This window comes from Kitasatospora arboriphila (assembly GCF_039528095.1).
GTDB lineage: Bacteria > Actinomycetota > Actinomycetes > Streptomycetales > Streptomycetaceae > Kitasatospora > Kitasatospora arboriphila.
The window spans coordinates 14,844-32,658 of sequence record NZ_BAAALD010000088.1 but is presented as its reverse complement, the minus strand read 5'-3'; the positions used below and the strand labels follow the sequence as shown (position 1 = coordinate 32,658).

Sequence of the window (17,815 nt, the reverse complement as noted above, 5' to 3'; positions counted from 1 at the left end):
GTCCCTGGCGGCGCACAGACGGTCGAAGGCCCCTCGCGAAAGCGGGGGGCCTTCGACGTTCCCGGACCGGACCGGTTGTCCCGGCCGTCCGGGTCAGCGGCGCAGCAGGCGGTGCAGGGAGTCCTTCATCGCGGCCGTGAAGGACTCCCGCTGCCCGGCCTCCAGGAGGTCGAGCGAGAGGTACGGGTTGAGGTCCTCCAGCTCGACGAGCAGCAGCTCGCCGTCGGCGGTGCGGCAGGCGTCGACGCGCTGGATGCCGTGGTCGACGGTGTTCCAGTCCACGAAGTGCTGGGCGAAGGCGAGGTCCTCCGCGCTCGGGCGGTAGGGCGCGAGCTGCCAGCGGACGTCCTTGTCCGGGGTGTGCAGGGCGTACTGGAACTCCCGGTCGACGAAGTAGAAGGACACCTCGTAGCGGAAGTCGATCCGGGGCTGGACGAGCATGCCGCCGGCCGCGGCGATCTCGGCGATCCGGTCCGGGCCGGCGACCTCCAGGCCGATGGAGTCGGCGCCGAGCTTGGGCTTGGCCACGTACTCGGCGACGTCGGGGAGGCGGCCCAGGTCGTCCGGGGCCTCCGCGGTCGGGATGACCGGGTGGCCGCCGGCCGACAGGTCGAGCAGGTACTGCTTCCCGGCCATGTCCGCACGGCCGGTCAGCTCGTTGAACACACGGGTGCCGCGCCGCAGCGCCTCGGCCCGGAAGGCGTCGTACTGCTCCTGGTAGTGCAGCACCGGGCCGCTGTTGCGCACCACGACGCCGTCGAAGGAGTCCATCAGACCGGCCGCATCCAGCGGGTGGCACAGGGCGACGGCGAAGTCGGTGCGCAGCGCGGCGGAGAGGTGGGTGTCCTCGTCGCCGTAGCGCCGGCCGCGGGCCGGGTAGGTGAGGTCGGTCACGTACAGGATGCTCGGGCGGGCCATGGTGCTCCTCGTGCGGGCGGGTCCGGGCACCCTACCTGCCGCGTCGCGGCGGGGCCGCGGGCGAGGCGGGCACCCGGGACGGCACGGGTCGGCACGGAGCGGGTCGGCGCGGCGGCGGCCGCGAGGCGAGGGAACGGTAAGGAAAAATGGGACATAAGTCCCTAACGTCTGACAAGTCGATCAGGCAGGGTGGGACGGTCCATGCCGTCCGACGGGTGAGCGACCTTTGCGGGGCTCGCAGGAAGGGAACTCCGGTGCCCCGTACTTCGCAGCAGAGCGGTCCCGGCGCGCCCCGCGGACGGTGGTCCGGCCGCCGGACGGCGCAGCGGCGCAGCGGCTGGCGGCGGCTGGTCCCGACCTGGCGGGCGGCGCTGGCCGGCTCGGTGACGGCGGTGCTGCTCGCGGCCGGCCTGTTCGCACTGGGGCTGGCCCTGGTGCAGGTGCCGGACGCGCACGCCGCCGCGACGGCGCAGAGCAACACCTGGCTGTACTCCGACGGCACGCTGATCGCCCGGACCGGCCAGACCAACCGGCAGAACGTGCCGCTCGACCGGATCTCCCCCGCCGCCCGGCACGCCGCCCTGGCCGCCGAGGACCGCAACTTCTACCACGAGGGCGCCGTCAACCTGCAGGGTCTGACCCGGGCCGCGTTCAACACCGCGACCGGCAAGGCCACCCAGGGCGGCTCGACGATCACCCAGCAGTACGTCAAGAACACCTACCTCAGCCAGAAGCAGAGCGTCACCCGCAAGGTGAAGGAGCTCTTCATCGCGATCAAGGTGGACGCGACGGAGAGCAAGGACGACGTCCTCGCCGGGTACCTCAACACCGCGTACTACGGCCGCGGCGCCTACGGCGTCCAGGCCGCCGCCCAGGCCTACTTCGGCATCGACGCGGACCGGCTGGACGCCGCCCAGGGCGCCTACCTGGCCGCGCTGCTGAACGCGCCCAGCGCCTACGACGTCGCCACCGCCACCCCGCAGGGCGAGCAGAACGCGACGAACCGCTGGAACTACGTGCTGGACGGCATGGTGCAGGAGCACTGGCTGTCCGCCGACGAGCGGGCCGCCATCCGGTTCCCCGAGGTGAAGGAGCCCAAGAGCGCGCCCGGCCTCTCCGGGCAGGCCGGCTACCTGGTCTCCGCCGCCACCGACTCCCTGACCTCGCAGCACGTCCTGACCGACGCCCAGCTGGCCCAGGGCGGCTACACCATCACCCTGACCGTGGACGCCGAGCGGGAGCGGCAGCTGCAGGCCGCCGTCCGCAGCCAGCTCACCGGCAACCTCGACCCGGCGAAGCGCAAGAAGGACGCCGACGCCCAGGCGGGCGCCGTCTCGCTGGACCCGAAGACCGGGGCGGTGCTCGCGCTGTACGGCGGCAGCGACGCCACCCAGCACTGGATCGACAACGCGACCCGGCAGGACTACCAGGCCGGCTCCACCTTCAAGGCGATCGCGCTGGCCGCCGCGATGGACAGCGAGGCCCGCACCCAGGCCGGCCGCCGGATCACCGCCGACACCGTGTACGACGGCACCAGCGGACGGGCCGTCCGCGGCGGCACCGGTACCCCGTACGCCCCGCCGAACGAGGGCGGCAAGGACTACGGGCAGATCACCCTGCAGCAGGCCACCGACTGGTCGGTCAACTCGGTCTACGCGCAGCTCGCGCAGGACACCGGGCTGGAGACCGTCCGGAAGACCGCCGTCGCGCTCGGCCTGCCCGCCGACACCCCGGGGCTGTCCGCGGTGCCGTCCATCCCGCTCGGCGCGGCCACGCCCAGCGTGCTGCAGATGGCCGGGGTGTACGCGGCCCTCGACAACGACGGCAAGCAGATCACCCCGTGGCTGGTGAAGTCCGTCGGGGTGGAGGGCGAGCAGGTGCCGCTGCCCGCGCACAGCACCACCCAGGCGGTCAGCACCGAGGCGGCCCGGGCCACCACCGCGATGCTGCAGGGCGTCGTCGACGACCCGGGCGGCACCGGCTGGCGGGCCGGCGCCCTCGACCGGCCGGCCGCCGGCAAGACCGGCACCACCGACGACTCCCGGTCGGTCTGGTTCGTCGGCTACACCCCCGAGCTGGTGACGGCCGTCGCGCTCTTCGGCCAGGACCCGGCCACCGGCGCCCAGGTCACCCTGGACGGGGTCGGCGGCACCGGCGAGGCCGCGGGCGGCCGCTACCCCACCCTGATCTGGACCGCCTACATGAAGGCCGCGCTGTCCGGCGAGCCGGTCTCCGACTTCACGGCGCCGAAGCAGGTGCGCACCCGGCCGACCGAGTCCACGCCGACCGGCAGCGCCTCCGCGACCCCGTCCACCGCCCCCTCCTCTCCGGCCGCCAGTGCGCCGGCCGAGGACGACGCCACCCGGCAGCCCGAGCGCCCCTGGGCGTCGACGGGCGCCACGCCGGGTGCGGGCCGCCCCTGGACGGGGAGCGGCTCCTCGGGCGGCGGGACGGGCTCGGACGGTACCGGTGGAGGCGGCCTGCTCGGCTACGGGTCCGGCACCGGGACGGGATCCGGCTCGGGCTCGGGCTCGGGCGGGACCGGGTCCGGTTCGGGCAGCAGCTCGGGCTCGGGCGGGACGAGCGGGACGGGGTCAGGTTCGGGGTCGGGGTCCGGCGGGACGGGCACCGCGCCGGGCGGCCGGGGGTAACTCGCACAGGACCATCACGTGAGATGGCGCCTTACCAAGTGCGTCCACGGACTGGCACAATGCGTCGGTGCGCAGCTCCTCCCCCACCCCGGCCCGCGGCATCGGCTCGCTCGGCCTCTCCCTCGCCCTGCTCTCGGCCTTCGCGTTCGGCGGCTCCGGCACCGCCGCGAAACCGCTGATCGAGGCGGGCCTCTCGCCGCTGCACGTGGTGTGGCTGCGGGTGACCGGCGCCGCCGTGGTGCTGCTGCCGCTCGCCTACCGGCACCGGGACGCCGTCCGCCAGCGCCCGGGCCTGCTGCTCGGTTTCGGGCTGCTGGCCGTGGCCGGCGTGCAGGCCTGCTACTTCGCGGCGATCTCGCGCATCCCGGTCGGCGTCGCGCTGCTCATCGAGTACCTCGGCCCGCCGCTGCTGCTCGGCTACGTGAAGTTCGTGCAGCGCCGCCCGGTCTCCCGTGGGGCCGCGATCGGCGCCGGCGTCGCCGTCACCGGCCTGGCCTGCGTCGTCGAGGTCTGGAACGGGCTCTCCTTCGACGCGCTCGGCGTGGTCTTCGCACTCGGCGCGGCCTGCTGCCAGGTCGGCTACTTCGTGCTCGCCGACGCCGGCCGCCGCGGCGACAAGCCGATCGACCCGATCGCGGTCAGCGCGTACGGCCTGCTCATCGGAGCCGTCGTGCTCACCGTCTTCACCCGGCCGTGGGAGGCGGACTGGAGCCTGCTCGGCGGCTCGGTCACCATGAACGGCCACAGCCTGCCCGCGGCGCTGCCCGCCGCCTGGATGGTGCTGGTCGCCACGGTGCTCGCCTATCTGACCGGTGTGGTCGCCGTCCAGCACCTGTCGCCGCCGATCGCCGGCGTGGTCGCCAACCTGGAGGCCGTGGTCGCGACCGTCCTCGCCTGGGTGCTGCTCGGCGAACACCTCGGCGCACCGCAGCTGCTCGGCGGCCTGCTGGTGCTGGCGGGCGCCTTCGCCGCCCAGACCAGCAAGTCCGGCACCGAACCGGAGCGGACGGTGGCCTCGGGCGGCGGCGCGTCCGAGCGGGTCGGCGGTGTCGGCGGTTCCGACGGTTCCGGCGGCGACTTGGGCGTCGAGGACGCCCCGCAGGACGCCGTCCGGGGATCCGCCTGACCGGCTGAGCGGCTGAGTGGGTGGGCTGGCCCGGCCGGGTCCGCGTTGGCCAGTCCGTGCTGGTCAGTCCGGTCCGCGCCGGTCAGACCCGTCGGTCCGGCGTCAGCGGCCGGACCAGCCGAACCAGTCGACGTGTCCGAGCGGCCACACCACGGCGGCGGCCGGGCCGACCACGTTCGCCACGGGGACGGCGCCGTCGCCCGGCCCGTCGCGGTGGTAGCGGGAGTCCGCCGAGTTGCTGCGGTGGTCGCCCTCCACCCAGACGTACCCCTGCGGCACCGTCACCGGCCCGAAGTCCAGGCCCGAGCAGGAGTCGTCGCCGGCGTGCAGGTACGGCTCGGCCACCGGGTGCCCGTCCACGCGCAGCACCGTCCCGGCGCACTGGACGGTCTGGCCGCCGGTCGCGATGACCCGCTTCACCAGGTAGTTGTCGTCCTTCGGCGGCAGCAGGCCGACGAAGCTCAGCACGGCGTCGAAGGCGCCGGGCAGGGTGCCGGAGGTGTCCGGCTGGTTCGGCAGCCAGTTCCCGGGGTCGCGGAAGACCACCGGCTCGCCCGGCTTCGGCTCCCAGCCGGTGAGGACGGCCAGCTTGTTGACGGCCACCCGGTCGTGGACCCGCAGCGTGTTCTCCATCGAGCCGGACGGGATGGTGAACACCTGGAACAGGCAGGTCTTGATCACCAGCGCCACCACCAGGCCGATGGCCGCCATCACCGGCAGCTCGACCCACCAGGGCCAGCGGCGCCGGGGGCTCCGGCCGCCGCCACTGCCGGTGTCGCTGCCGCCGTCGATGCTGCTGCCGCTGCCGGGGGTGGTGCCGGCGTCGGTGGCGGGGGTGGCACCGGCGTCGGTGGCGGGAGTGGTGCCGGTGGGACCGTCCGGGCGCCGGGAGGGCTCGGGGCCCGTCGACGGCTCCGCGCCGGGGGTGCCCACGTAGCTGGTCATCTGCAGTGCCACCCTCCGCGCCACCGCCGGGCCGCGCCGGGGCCCGGCGGGCCGGCTCGGCGACTGCCCCGCCGGTGGGTCGAGATCGCCGGTCGAAGAGAACAGCACGCTAGCGCCGTGGGCCGTACACGGGAAATCCCGTATTTAGCCGCATCCGACATCCGGACAGGGGTTCGGCGAGGCGGCGCCGTGTGCGACTGCTCCGCATACGGCGGTGCCGTGTACAGACAGCATCCGGTCAGGAACGGGCGATGGCCTCGTGGTGCCGGATCACCTCGGCGATGATGAAGTTCAGGAACTTCTCGGCGAAGACCGGGTCGAGGTGCGCACCGGCGGCGAGTTCGCGCAGGCGCGTGATCTGCTCGCGCTCCCTGGCGGGGTCGGCCGGGGGCAGCTTGTGGTCGGCCTTCAGCCGGCCCACGCGCTGGGTCGCCTTGAAGCGCTCGGCCAGCATGTGGACGACCGCCGCATCGATGTTGTCGATGCTCTCGCGCAGGCTGGTCAGCTCTGCGCGGACCGCTTCGTCGACCTGCGCCATCGCCTCGGCGGCGTCCGCGGCGGCGACATCGGCGGCCACGGCGTCGGCGGCGGGGTCGGTGGGCTGATCGGTCATCGGACAATCGCTCCGGAGCTGGCGGGGCTGGACACGCCCGACGGCCGGAAACCGGCGCGGGCCTCGGCAAATCTAACAGGGGGCACCCCCCGAACTCCCACCTTTCGGACCAAGCGTCCACCATCCGGACATCCGGCGGCCCCGCGTGGCGGGTGCGGCCGAGCGCCCGTCCGGGCGGACAATCGCCGCGTAGGCTGGGCGCGGCGCCACAGGACGTGACGACCCAGCAGTTCTCCCAGCACTGGAGGTACCTGATCGTGGCAACCACCCGTACCGCACGCACCGCGTGGGAAGGCAACCTGCTCGAGGGCAAGGGCGTGGTGACGTTCGCCTCCTCCGGCATCGGGGAGTACCCGGTGTCCTGGCCGGCCCGCGCCGAGACCCCGAACGGGAAGACCAGCCCCGAGGAGCTCATCGCCGCCGCCCACTCCTCCTGCTTCTCGATGGCCCTGTCGCACGGCCTCGCCGGCGCCGGCACCCCGCCCACCAAGCTGGACACCCAGGCCGACGTCACCTTCCAGCCCGGCACCGGCATCACGGGCATCCACCTGACGGTCACCGGCGAGGTTCCCGGCCTCGACGAGGCGGGCTTCGTCAAGGCCGCCGAGGACGCCAAGGCCAACTGCCCGGTCAGCCAGGCCCTCACCGGCACCACGATCACCCTCACCGCCAAGCTGGCCTGACCCGCGACACGCCGTCGGTGACAGCGCTCCCAAAATCGTCGGAACGCTCCCACCGCCCCGGTGCCGCGACGCCCACCAGCGGCACACCGGACCTCCGTCCGCCCGGTCACACACCGGACGAGCAGGCCGTATGCGCACCCGCCCCCGTCCACCGCCGTTCCGCGGCGGGCGGGGGCGGTGCCGCGTCCACTCACGCTCCGTCAGAAAGCCGACGAATCACCCTGGCGGCGGTCGCCGCCGATTCTCCGCGACGCCTATGATCGGCGGCGGTGGCCCGACCCGAGGGGTTTCGATCGAGGGGTTGGATCGGACGAGGGCGTGGACCGCCGTGGACACGGACAACTGCACTACGGCAGCCGTCCGGATCAGCGGGAGCAGCGGACGGGAGCATGCCGTGCCGGGGCGAAACGAGGGGGTCGACGCACACCACACGGGTGTGCGGCACGAGGAGTTGAACCGGGCGCGCCACGGCCGCCCCGAGCCCCCGCACTCGCCGCCCGGGCGCCCCGAGCAGCACACCGCCGAGCGGGCGGGCACCGGGGCCCAGGCGGGCCCCGCGGGTCAGTCGCCGCCGGTGGGGCAGTCATCGGTGGGACAGTCATCGGTGGGACAGTCGCCGGTAGGGCACTCGTCGGGCCGGCCGGGGATCGAATCGGCCCTGCCGGTCGAGCCGTTGCTCTCCTGTCCCACCTGCACCGGGCCGGTGGGCGGCAGCACCGCACGCCTGCTGGCCGCTCTCCGGGCGAGCGAGTCCCGCTTCCGGGCGGCGTTCGCGGACGCCGGCATCGGGATGGCCCTGATCGACGCGGACGACCGGATCATCGAGGCCAACCCCGCCTTCGCGGCGATGCTGGGCCGCGAGCCGTCGGACCTCGCCCGCACCCACATCCACGAGATCATCGAGCCCGAGGACACCCCGCGGCGCCTCTACCGGGACCTCGTGCAGGGCAAGCGGGACCGGCTGCGTGTCGAGAAGCGGCTGAAGCACCGGGACGGCCGCTCGGTGTGGAGCAAGGTGGCCCTCTCCCTGATCCGGGACGGCGCCGGGCACCCGCTCTACACCCTGGCCATGGTCGAGGACGTGACCGAGCAGCGGCTCCTCGGCGACCGGCTCGCCTACCAGGCCCTGCACGATCCGCTGACCCGGCTGCCGAACCGCACGCTCTTCTTCGAGCGGTTGGAGGCCGCGTTCCTCGCCGTCGGCGCCCGGACGGACCGCGGCCGGACCGAGTCCGGGGCGACGGCGGTGACCGGCCCGGTGCCGGCGGGCGGCAGCAGGCCCGCGGGCAGCGCCAGGCCCGCCGGCGGCGGCTCGGCCGACGGCACGCTCACCACGGCCGCCGCGGCGCTCAACGGCTCCGGGTCGGGCGGCGCGGTGAAGGGCTCCGGGGGCGCCGGAGCGGGCGCGGTGAACGGTGCCCGTGCCGCCGGACCTGCGAACGGCTCCGGAGCCGCCGGCTCCGCGAACGGCCACGGTGCTGTCGGCACTGCGAACGGCTCCGGCGTACGCGGGGCCCCCAAGAGCGCGACGAACGGCGCCGCGCAGGCCGCCGACGGCGAGCGGCATCCCCGGATCGGGCTGTGCTACCTCGACCTCGACGGCTTCGCGGTGATCAACGAGACGCTCGGCCACCACGTCGGTGACCAGTTGCTGGTCGCGGTGGCCGCCCGGCTGGAGAACGGTTTCGCCCGTGGCGACCGGCAGCTGGTGGCCAGGCTCGGCGGCGACGAGTTCGCCGTCCTGATCACCGACAGCGAAGGTTCCGAGCAGCTCACCTCGCTCGCCGGCCGACTGATCAAGGCGCTGGAGAAGCCCTTCGAGATCGGCGGTCACCGGCTGGCCGTCACCGCCTCCGTCGGCGTGGTGGAACGGCCGGTCGAGGGCACCTCCCCGACCGACCTCCTGAAGGACGCGGACTCCACCCTCTACTGGTCCAAGGCGGACGGCCGCGCCCGGTGGACGCTCTACGACCCGGCGCGCGGCGCCCACCAGCTGACCCGGCAACTGCTCTCCACGGCGCTGCGGCCGGCCCTGGAGCGCGGCGAGTTCATCGTCGAGTACCAGCCGCTGGTCGGTCTCTCGGACGGGCTGGTGCACGGCGCCGAGGCGCTGGTCCGCTGGCGGCACCCCCGGTACGGCACCCTCTCGCCCGACCGGTTCATCCCGCTGGCCGAGGAGTCCGGCGCGATCGTGCCGCTCGGCAAGTGGGTGCTGGAGGAGTCCTGCAGACAGGCGAGACGCTGGCTGGCGGAGTTCCCGGACGCCGACACCTTCGTCAGCGTCAACCTGGCCGCCCGTCAGATCTGGGACTCCGACGTCGTCGCGGACGTGGCGGAGGTCCTGGACCGGACCGGTCTCCCCGCCGGACTCCTCCAGCTGGAAATCACCGAGAGCGCCCTGCTCGGCCCGGGCGGGCGCCCTATCCAGGCCCTGCAGGCCCTCGCCGACATGGGCATCAGGATCGCGATCGACGACTTCGGCACCGGGTACTCGAACCTCGCCTACCTCTCCCGGCTCCCGGTGCACGTCCTCAAGCTCGACGGCACCTTCGTCGAGGCCTTCCGCGACGCCGGGACGACCGGCCTCCCCGGCGGACGCTCCGCCTCCCCCGACCCCGACGGCGCCCGGGCCCGGCGCACCGAGGCGGACGAACAGATCGTCGGCGCCATGGTGCGGCTCGCCCACGCCCTCGGCCTGACCGTGACCGCCGAGGGCATCGAGAACGCCGCCCAGGCCGAGCGGCTCCGGCTCACCGGCTGCGACACCGCCCAGGGCTGGTACTTTGCCAAGCCCGGGGACGCCGAGATCGTGGCGGACATGCTCCGGGAGTGCCAACCCGACTGAGCCCGGCGACACCGCGATCGGCGGACCCGGATCAGCGGACCGGATCGACGGACCCGGATCAGTGAACCCGGATCAGTGAACCCGGATCAGCGGGCCGGGATCTCCGTGGGGCTCGGGTCGGCGGCGCCGGCGGCACCGCCGACGTTGCCGGCATCACCGGCGTCGACGGCCGCGGTCAGCCCGTACGCCTCGGCGATCAGGCCGTAGGAACGGTGGCGGGCCTCGTGACCGTGGATGTGCGAGGTGACCATGAGTTCGTCGGCGCCGACCCGCTTGCGGAGGGTTTCCAGGCCGTCGGCCACCTGCCCGGGGGTGCCGAGGACGACGTTGCCGAGCCAGCTCGCGAGGAAGTCCGCCTCCATCTCGGTGTAGGGGTGTGCCTCGGCCTCGTCCGGGGTGGGGATCAGACCGGGGCGGCCCTGGCGGAGCCGGAGCATGGCGAGGCCGGCGGACCGGGCCAGGCGCAGCGCCTCGGCCTCCCGGTCGGCGGCGACCGCGCTGACGCCGATCAGTGCGTAGGGCTCGTCCAGGACGGCGGACGGCTGGAACGTGCTGCGGTAGAGGTCCAGCGCCGGGACGGTGTTGGCGGCGCTGAAGTGGTGGGCGAAGGCGAACGGCAGGCCCAGCCGGCCGGCCAGTCGGGCGCTGAAGCCGGAGGACCCGAGCAGCCAGATCGGCGGCCGGGCCCCGCTCTGCGGGACGGCGCGCAGCCGGGCGTACGGGTGCCCGTCCGGGAAGTCGCCGTCGAGGAAGTGGGTGAGTTCGGCGAGCTGCTGCGGGAAGTCGTCGGCGCCGTCGGAGAGCCCGCGGCGCAGGGCCCGGGCGGTGGCCTGGTCGGTACCGGGCGCCCGGCCGAGGCCGAGGTCGATTCGGCCCGGGTGCAGGGCCTCCAGCAGGCCGAACTGCTCGGCGATGGTGAGCGGGGCGTGGTTGGGCAGCATCACGCCGCCGGAGCCCAGGCGCAGGGTGCGGGTGTGCGCGCCGAGGTGGGCGAGCAGCACGGCGGGGTTCGAGCTGGCGACCCCGGGCATGCCGTGGTGTTCGGCGACCCAGAAGCGGTGGAAGCCCCACCTCTCGGCCGCCGCGGCCAGCTCGGTGGTGGCGGTGAGCGCGTCGGCCGGCGAGTAGCCGGCGCCGACGGTGGCGAGGTCGAGGATGGAGAGCGGGGCGGGCGCGGACCCGCGGGCGCGTCCGCGGACGGGGTCGCCCGGTACCGTCTCCGTGGGGTTCTGGCTTCCGCCTGTGTGCTCGCCGCTCATGCCGCCCGTCCTCCTGGTCGCCGCGGGTTCCTGGTCGCCGGTCGGTCGACCGACGACGGAGGACAACCTCCGTGCGGGCGGGCGTGTTCCCTCGTTCCCGAACCGATCGGCCGCCCCGTGCAGGCGGCGGTTGGCGACTTCATGCCAGCGCGGGAAGTCGCCAGCTCCTGATGTCGCGTCAGGAACGGCGATCGGGCAAAGTTACTCATCAGTGCGGTGCATGCATCACCGCGCTCCTGACGAAGACCACCGGGCTGGACCAGCACCGATGGTCCCCGCGAGCCCCCGGAGCGGCACCCCGCTCCGGGGGCTCGTGCCATGTGCCGACCGGTCGGGGGGCGCGGCTCCGCCGGGGCGCCCGCACCGGCTGCGGCTCAGCCGTGTGCCGTGAGCCGCGACACACGGGGGGTGCTTCATGGCATGAAAGTTCGACTCGCTAGCGTTACTCCCTGCAGCACTGCTCTCCCCCGGGCGGTCTGGAGGGAGTTCGACCTTGAACGCCGCAGCCGTACTCGGCCCGTCGTGGATCTGCGCACTGGCGCTGTGCGCCGTGCTCGGTGACGCGTTCCTTCCTTTCCTTCCGAGCGGAACGCTGGTGATCCTCGCCGTGCTCCGCACCTCCGAGGTCGAGGGTGCTCCGCTCCTGCTGGGCCTCGGGGTGGCCGTGGCCTCCTTCCTCGGCGACCTCCTGCTGCTGAACCTGGCCCGCCGCGGGGCTCCGGCCGTACGGCGCCGCCTGGCCCGGCGCCCCGAACTGGCGACGAGCGTCGAGCGGATGCAGGCGGCGCTGGCGCAGCGCACCAGCCGGGCCGCTGCGGTCATCGTGATCATTGCCAGGTTCGTCCCGGCCGGCCGCACCGTCCTCGACCTGGCGGTCGGGCACTCGCCGGCCTCGTCGCGGATCTTCCTCCGCTGGTCCGCGCTGGCGGCCGTGGTCTGGGCCGCCTACATCGTCAGCCTGGGCTGGCTCAACAGCCACTGGTTCGACACCGCCTGGCTGAGCCTGGTCGTGTCCTGCACGGCGGCGACGCTGATCAGCGGCAGCATCGCCCGCGTCATCCGCCGTCGGCGCCGCGCTGCGGCCGCCTGCTGAGCACCGCTGCTCCGACCTGATACGACCTGATACGACCTGATCGGATCCGGCCCGGTCCGGATTGGGCCGGGTCCGCCCCGGCCCAGCCCGGTCCGGGTCGCAGGCCGGGGACAGGGACAGGGGCGGCCCGGTCGGATCGGCACGGTGACCGCACGGACCTCCCCCCGGCTCTTCGGCCTCTCTGACCCCGCATCGGCAGCGATCGGCCCGCCGCGCTTCCCGACGATCTGTCTCAGGACCGCAACAGTCGGGTCGGTGGTGCAGCCGCCATGGGTATGAGCTGCGTGGTGGCCTGGGGGTGGACAGGCGCGCTGTACCGACCTGAGCGCTCATGACATCCTTGTACAGGAATACAGATCAATTGTCCGATTATGTCGGCGCCGTCCGGATGCCTCCTGGTGTCCGGACGTCTGCTGGGTGCGGGCACCACGCGGGTAGGGGAGACCATGAGCAGCATCTCGCGGAGGGCAGTGCTGAGTGCCGGGGCGGCCACTGCGGCTCTCGGCGCTGTCACCGCCTGTTCCAGCGGCGGCGGGGCGAAGGCCAAGGGTTCGGGCCCCGGCGGCGGTTCCGGGGACGGCGCCGGCAGCACCTCGACGGCGAAGCCCGTCAAGGGCACGCCGCTCGGCGACGGCTCGACCTCGGACAGCGGCGCACAGCCGAACCAGCCCAAGCCCGAGAAGCTGAAGCCCGGTGAGCAGCCGCCGCAGTTCGTGGTGTTCTCCTGGGACGGCGCGGGCGCCACGGACGACGGGCAGTTCAGCCGGTTCCTGAAGATCGCGGAGGAACACAAGGCGTCGATGACCTTCTTCCTCTCCGGCATCTACACGGTGCCGAAGGAGAAGTCGAGCCTCTACCACCCGCCGCGCCACCCCGTCGGCGCCTCGGACATCCCGTTCCTCTCCGAGAACGCCGTCCGGAACACCATCAAGCTGATCAGCCAGGCCTGGCTGGCCGGCCACGAGATCGGCACGCACTTCAACGGCCACTTCTGCGCGCGTCAGCCCGACGACGGCAACGCCGTGAACAAGTGGACTCCCGAGGACTGGGAGAACGAGATCCAGCAGGCCGTGTCGTTCGTCACGCAGTGGAAGACGAACACCGGCTTCACCGACGTCGATCCGCTGCCCTTCGACTACAAGAAGGAGCTCATCGGCGGCCGCACGCCCTGCCTGCAGGGTCAGAAGGGGCTGCTGCCGACCGCGGCGAAGCTGGGCTGGAAGTACGACGCGAGCTCGCCCGGCGGCCTGCAGATCTGGCCGCAGAAGGTCCAGGACGGCAAGATCTGGGACTTCCCGCTGCAGGGCATCCCGTTCCCCGGGCACAGCTTCCAGGTGCTCTCCATGGACTACAACATCCTCGCCAACCAGTCGCACGGCTCGACCAAGGGCGACCCGTCCAAGCACGCGGAGTGGCAGGCCCAGGCCCGTGACGCCTATGTGGCGGGCTTCAACCGGGCGTACACCACCAACCGGGCGCCGCTGTTCATCGGCAACCACTTCGAGCAGTGGAACGGCGGCATCTACATGAACGCCGTCGAGGACACCATCAAGGAGATCGCCGGCAAGCCGGACGTCCGGCTGGTCTCGTTCCGGCAGCTGGTCGAGTGGCTGGAGGTCCAGGACCAGTCGACGCTGCGCAAGCTCCGCACCCTCGGCGTGGGCAAGGCGCCGACGGGCGGCTGGGGAAGCTTCCTGGGGACGGCGGGCTGAGCCCTCCTTCCTGGCCCTCCCGGCGCCTCCCTGGGCCACCCCGCATCCCGGTCTCCCGGGCCACCCGCACCTCTCCGTTCGACCCGCTCCGGCCGGCCTGCTCGGGCGGGCCTGCTCGGGCGGGCCGACTCAGACCGGGCGCCGTCGCCGGCTCGAACCGTCTCCGACGGATCCGGGCCGGCGACCGGCCTTCCACGGGTCAGCCGAGGGCCGCGCCCCGCAGCAGCCGGTCGATCACGGCGGCTGCACCGTCCGCCCCGCCGATGATCGAGTAGTGGTTGGTGCCGGGGACGGTGGCGGCGGGGACGCGGGTTTCGTCCAGACCGGCCGACCTGAGGCGCGCCGCGTCGTAGAGCCCCTGCGGTTCGTTCAGCAGCCCGCGTTCGGCCCAGAGCAGTTCGGCGGGGCAGGGCAGTTGGTGGACGGCGGCAGCTGCCTCCTTGTCCAGCAGCACCTCGCGGCCGTCCTGCCGGATCGCCTCGGGGACGCAGGAGGAACGGAGTCCGGGCTCCGTCCCGACGAGGTCGCGCTGGGTGTAGGCGTCCATCCGTGCGGTCCACCCGTCGACGAAGGCGGGGTGGGCCTGCCAGAACTCCCGGTACGCCTGCCGGTCCGGGAAGGTCATGGACAGCCGTGCGAGGGCGGGGCCGAGGACCGCCGCCAGTGCGTCGTCCTCGTGGACCCCTGCGGGGAGCGGGAAGCTCACGGCTCCGTCGACCAGCAGGACCCGGCTCACCAGCTCGGGGTGGCGTACCGCGGTCAGGGCGCAGACCCATGCCCCCATCGAGTGCCCCACCAGGTGGGCCGGGCCGAGGCCGAGGGTGCGGACGACCTCCGCGACGTCGTCCGCGTGGCGGGCGAGGCCGAACGGGCCGTCGACCGAGCGGCTGTCCGCCCGTCCCCGGAGGTCCGGAGCGATCAGGGCGGCCCGGCCGGCCAGCCGGTCGGCGATCTCGCCCCAGGCCAGGGCGTTGGCGGTGATGCCGTGGACGGCGACCACCGTGGGTGCGTCCGGCACCCGGGCCGGCCAGCGCAGGACGGCCAGGTCCCCACCGGGCACGGGGACGGACAGTTCGTCGTGCACGGGTCCTCCGGAGATGCTCACGCTGCCTCATTTCCACGGATTCGAACAGGCACGGCCGAGCCGGCACGGGCGGCACGGAGACGGGCGGGCAGTCTAGCCAGGCCGCCCGGCAGGAGGTAGACCACCACGACGAACAGGCCGCCCAGCAGGAAAAGCGGCTGGGAGAGCGGGACGCGCAGCACGGCGGGCAGGTCGGCGACGGCGGCGGAGTTGGCGAGGTCGCCGAGACGGTGGCCGGCCCAGGTGTAGAGGACGCCGCCGAGCAGCGGACCCCAGCGCGTGCCGGATCCGCCGAGCACCACCATGACCAGCAGCGCGAGGGTGGCGTCGGAGGTCGCGGCCTGCGGGGTCGCGCCGCCGGTCAGCAGCAGGTACACGACGCCGCCGGCGCCGGCCAGGGCTCCGGCCACGACGAAGGCGATCAGCTTGTAGCCGTACGGCCGCAGGCCGAGGACCTCGACGCGTCGTTCGTTCTCCCGGATGCCGGCCCAGACCCGGCCGATCGGCGAGCCGACGGTGACGTGGACGATCGCGAGGGTGAGGACGAGGTACCCGAGCGCGATCCAGTAGAGGTTGGCGGTGTTGCCGATGCCGACCAGCGAGGACGGCAGCAGGTCCGCGGGGGCGGCGCGCCCCTCCTCGCCTCCGGTGAGGCCGCCGGGGTTGCGCTGGACGAGGATCGCCCCGGCCTGGGCGAAGGCGAGCGTGACCATGGAGAAGCCGATGCCGGTGACCCGGAGGCTGACCGCGCCCAGCAGCACGGCGAGCAGGGTGGCGCAGGCGATGCCGGCGGCGGCGGCCGGCAGCAGGGGGAGGCGGAGTTCGAGCATGGCGAGGTCGGTGCAGTAGAGACCCGCCGCGAAGTAGAGGGCGTGGCCGAAGGAGAGCAGGCCCGTCCGGCCGAGGAGCAGGTCGTAGCCGGTGGCGAGGGCCCCGTAGAGGAGGCACAGGGCGATCAGTTGGAGGCTTCCGGGGCTGCCGAGCGGCCCGTCGAGGAGCCCCGGGACGGGAAGCGCACTGTATGGGGCGACAAGGAACAGGATCAGCAGGGCGATCGGCCACCAGCGTAGTGCTCGACGGAGCGGAGTCGAGCCGTCACCGAATGATTCACCTGTTCGAGGGATGGTGCGACCACGTCCTGGTGTTCCAGAATCTCCGTCAGAAGCACCGCCGGGCAATGAGACCGTGACGCCCGTCGGGCTCTCGGTGCCCGTGGTCGAGGAGTTGGCGGTCACGCGAGCCTCCCGGTGAGTCCGCGGGGCCGTACGAGGAGAAGTACGGCGAGGAGTACGACGACGGAGAGATCGCCCAGCCCGGCGGCGGTGTAGTAGTTGGCGAACTGCTGGACGAGGCCCACTGCGGCCGATGCGACGGCGGCACCGGTGACCGAGCCCATGCCGCCCATGACGACCACGACGAAGGCGAAGATCAGCAGACCGGTGCCCTGGCCGGGGTTGACGGAACCGAAGTAGAGACCGGCGAGCGCGCCGCCGAGTGCGGCGGCGGCTCCGCCGATGGCGAAGACCAGGGTGAACGCACGACGCACGTCGACACCGAGGGCCGTGACCATGGCGCGGTCCTCGACACCGGCCCGGACGATGAGGCCGTACCGGGTACGGCTCAGGAAGAGGCGCAGCAGCACCAGCACCACGAGGGCCGCGCCCATCAGGACGAAGCGGTTGACGGGGACGACCGCACCCAGCAGCGAGACGGTGCCGGCCAGCGCGGCCGGCGGTTGGAAGGGACGGGCGTCGGCGCCCCAGATGCCCATGATCAGGGCGGGCAGCGCCAGGCCGACGCCGACGGTGGCCAGGATCTGGTCACGAGGACGACTGTAGAGGGGCCTGATCACGGCCAGTTCGAGTAGGACGGAGGCGGCGGTCCCCGTAGCGGTGCCGAAGAGCACCGCCGGCCAGAAGCCCACCCCCGCCTCGGCGGAGGCCCACCACGCGGCGTAGGCGCCCACCGACAGCAGGGCCCCGTGGGCGAAGTTGAGCACGTCCATCAGACCGAAGATCAACGACAGCCCGGAGGCCACCAGGAAGTAGAGGGCGCCCAGACCGAGACCCGTACAGACGAGGAGGACGACGGTGTTCATGGAGAGGTCACCTCCGTAGCGGATTCGACGGGACGGGGGGAGTCGTCGGCCGCGGCCTGCGTGGCGGCAGCAGAAGCGCGCCTGCTGCCGACGCCGAGCAGTCGGCGCGAGGCCTCCTCGTCGGCCAGCAGTTCGGCGGTGTCGCCCTGGTGGACGGTCCGGCCGTCGGCCAGGACGGTGCAGCGGCCGGCCAGCCGCCTCACCAGTGCGAGGTTCTGTTCGACGAGCAGGATCGGCACCCGTTCCGCCGCCTGGGCCAGGACCTCGGCCACCTCGGAGACGATCTTCGGTGCCAGACCCTTGGTGGGCTCGTCGGCAATGATCAGCCGGTTGCGGTTGAGCATGGTGCGGCCGATCGCCACCATCTGCTGCTGGCCACCGGAGAGGGTCCCGGCGGCCTGTCGGGCCCGCTTCCGCAGCTCGGGGAAGAGCTCGTGCACCAGGTCGTAGGCGGGCTCGGCATCACGCTCGGCCAGCCGGAGGTTCTCGGCCACGGTGAGCCCGGCGAAGATGCCGCGGTCCTCCGGGGCGTAGCCGATGCCCTGGCGGACGACCAGATGGGTCGGCAGTCCTGCCAGTTCGACCCCGTCGAAGAGGAGGCTTCCCGACCTCGGCACCAGACCCATGACCGCCTTGGCCGTGGTGGTCTTGCCCGCGCCGTTGCGGCCGAGCAGCGCGGTCACGCCCGTGGGGGCCACGTCGAGGTCCACGCCGTGCAGGATGTGCAGGCCGTCGATGACCACCCGCAGGTCCCGCACGGCGAGCAACGACCTCGGCATCTCCGCGGC

At 73.2% G+C, this 17,815-nt stretch carries 14 protein-coding genes; 6 read left to right on the top strand and 8 right to left on the bottom strand.

Features of this window, described 5'->3' with window-relative positions; translation table 11 throughout:
- Positions 1 to 93: 93 nt before the first annotated feature.
- Positions 94 to 918, bottom strand: a complete 825-nt coding sequence (locus ABD353_RS31510; protein ID WP_344627097.1) for an ATP-grasp domain-containing protein — start codon at positions 916 to 918, stop codon at positions 94 to 96.
- A gap of 254 nt (positions 919 to 1,172) precedes the next feature.
- On the opposite strand from ABD353_RS31510, the gene ABD353_RS31505 reads away from it, so the two are divergent.
- Positions 1,173 to 3,569 (top strand): transglycosylase domain-containing protein, encoded by a 2,397-nt coding sequence (locus tag ABD353_RS31505; protein ID WP_344627096.1) that lies wholly within the window; start codon positions 1,173 to 1,175, stop codon positions 3,567 to 3,569.
- Between the two features lie 67 nt (positions 3,570 to 3,636).
- Positions 3,637 to 4,695, top strand: a complete 1,059-nt coding sequence (locus ABD353_RS31500; protein ID WP_344627095.1) for an EamA family transporter — start codon at positions 3,637 to 3,639, stop codon at positions 4,693 to 4,695.
- Between the two features lie 102 nt (positions 4,696 to 4,797).
- On the opposite strand, the gene lepB is transcribed toward ABD353_RS31500, so the two are convergent.
- Both lepB and ABD353_RS31490 read right to left on the bottom strand, forming a co-directional pair.
- Positions 4,798 to 5,640 carry a signal peptidase I gene (lepB, locus tag ABD353_RS31495; RefSeq protein WP_344627094.1) on the bottom strand — a complete coding sequence of 281 codons (843 nt, stop codon included), beginning with the start codon at positions 5,638 to 5,640 and terminating at the stop codon, positions 4,798 to 4,800.
- 238 nt (positions 5,641 to 5,878) lie between these two features.
- Positions 5,879 to 6,253: a chorismate mutase gene (locus ABD353_RS31490; protein ID WP_425555296.1), complete on the bottom strand. Its 375-nt coding sequence runs from the start codon at positions 6,251 to 6,253 to the stop codon at positions 5,879 to 5,881.
- Between the two features lie 257 nt (positions 6,254 to 6,510).
- Here ABD353_RS31490 and ABD353_RS31485 point away from each other — a divergent pair, with 257 nt between their 5' ends.
- Together ABD353_RS31485 and ABD353_RS31480 are read left to right on the top strand one after the other, a co-directional pair.
- On the top strand, positions 6,511 to 6,936 hold the full coding sequence (locus ABD353_RS31485; protein WP_030275780.1) for an OsmC family protein: 426 nt from the start codon (positions 6,511 to 6,513) through the stop codon (positions 6,934 to 6,936).
- 703 nt (positions 6,937 to 7,639) lie between these two features.
- Entirely contained in the window at positions 7,640 to 9,781 is a 2,142-nt protein-coding gene (locus tag ABD353_RS31480) for a putative bifunctional diguanylate cyclase/phosphodiesterase (protein ID WP_344627093.1), read from the top strand.
- An 86-nt stretch (positions 9,782 to 9,867) separates the two neighbouring features.
- Here ABD353_RS31480 and ABD353_RS31475 read toward each other — a convergent pair whose 3' ends face one another.
- A complete protein-coding gene (locus ABD353_RS31475) occupies positions 9,868 to 11,040 on the bottom strand; it encodes an LLM class flavin-dependent oxidoreductase (protein ID WP_344627092.1) in 1,173 nt (390 codons plus the stop codon).
- Positions 11,041 to 11,533: 493 nt separating this feature from the next.
- On the opposite strand from ABD353_RS31475, the gene ABD353_RS31470 reads away from it, so the two are divergent.
- Together ABD353_RS31470 and ABD353_RS31465 are read left to right on the top strand one after the other, a co-directional pair.
- Complete coding sequence (locus ABD353_RS31470; protein ID WP_344627091.1) at positions 11,534 to 12,133, top strand: DedA family protein; 600 nt, start codon at positions 11,534 to 11,536, stop codon at positions 12,131 to 12,133.
- Positions 12,134 to 12,579: 446 nt separating this feature from the next.
- The gene (locus ABD353_RS31465; RefSeq protein ID WP_344627090.1) at positions 12,580 to 13,845 is read left to right on the top strand and encodes a polysaccharide deacetylase family protein; all 1,266 of its coding nucleotides are present in this window, start codon (positions 12,580 to 12,582) and stop codon (positions 13,843 to 13,845) included.
- A gap of 199 nt (positions 13,846 to 14,044) precedes the next feature.
- Here ABD353_RS31465 and ABD353_RS31460 read toward each other — a convergent pair whose 3' ends face one another.
- The 4 genes from ABD353_RS31460 to ABD353_RS31445 form a co-directional block, all read right to left on the bottom strand.
- Complete coding sequence (locus ABD353_RS31460) at positions 14,045 to 14,950, bottom strand: alpha/beta hydrolase (protein WP_344627089.1); 906 nt, start codon at positions 14,948 to 14,950, stop codon at positions 14,045 to 14,047.
- The gene (locus tag ABD353_RS31455) at positions 14,947 to 16,053 is read right to left on the bottom strand and encodes a branched-chain amino acid ABC transporter permease (protein WP_344627098.1); all 1,107 of its coding nucleotides are present in this window, start codon (positions 16,051 to 16,053) and stop codon (positions 14,947 to 14,949) included. Before ABD353_RS31455 ends, ABD353_RS31460 begins: the two co-directional genes overlap by 4 nt.
- A gap of 107 nt (positions 16,054 to 16,160) precedes the next feature.
- On the bottom strand, positions 16,161 to 17,027 hold the full coding sequence (locus ABD353_RS31450) for a branched-chain amino acid ABC transporter permease (protein ID WP_344627088.1): 867 nt from the start codon (positions 17,025 to 17,027) through the stop codon (positions 16,161 to 16,163).
- Positions 17,024 to 17,806 (bottom strand): ABC transporter ATP-binding protein, encoded by a 783-nt coding sequence (locus ABD353_RS31445; protein ID WP_344627087.1) that lies wholly within the window; start codon positions 17,804 to 17,806, stop codon positions 17,024 to 17,026. The genes ABD353_RS31450 and ABD353_RS31445 overlap by 4 nt, the downstream gene beginning before the upstream one ends.
- Positions 17,807 to 17,815 lie beyond the last annotated feature (9 nt).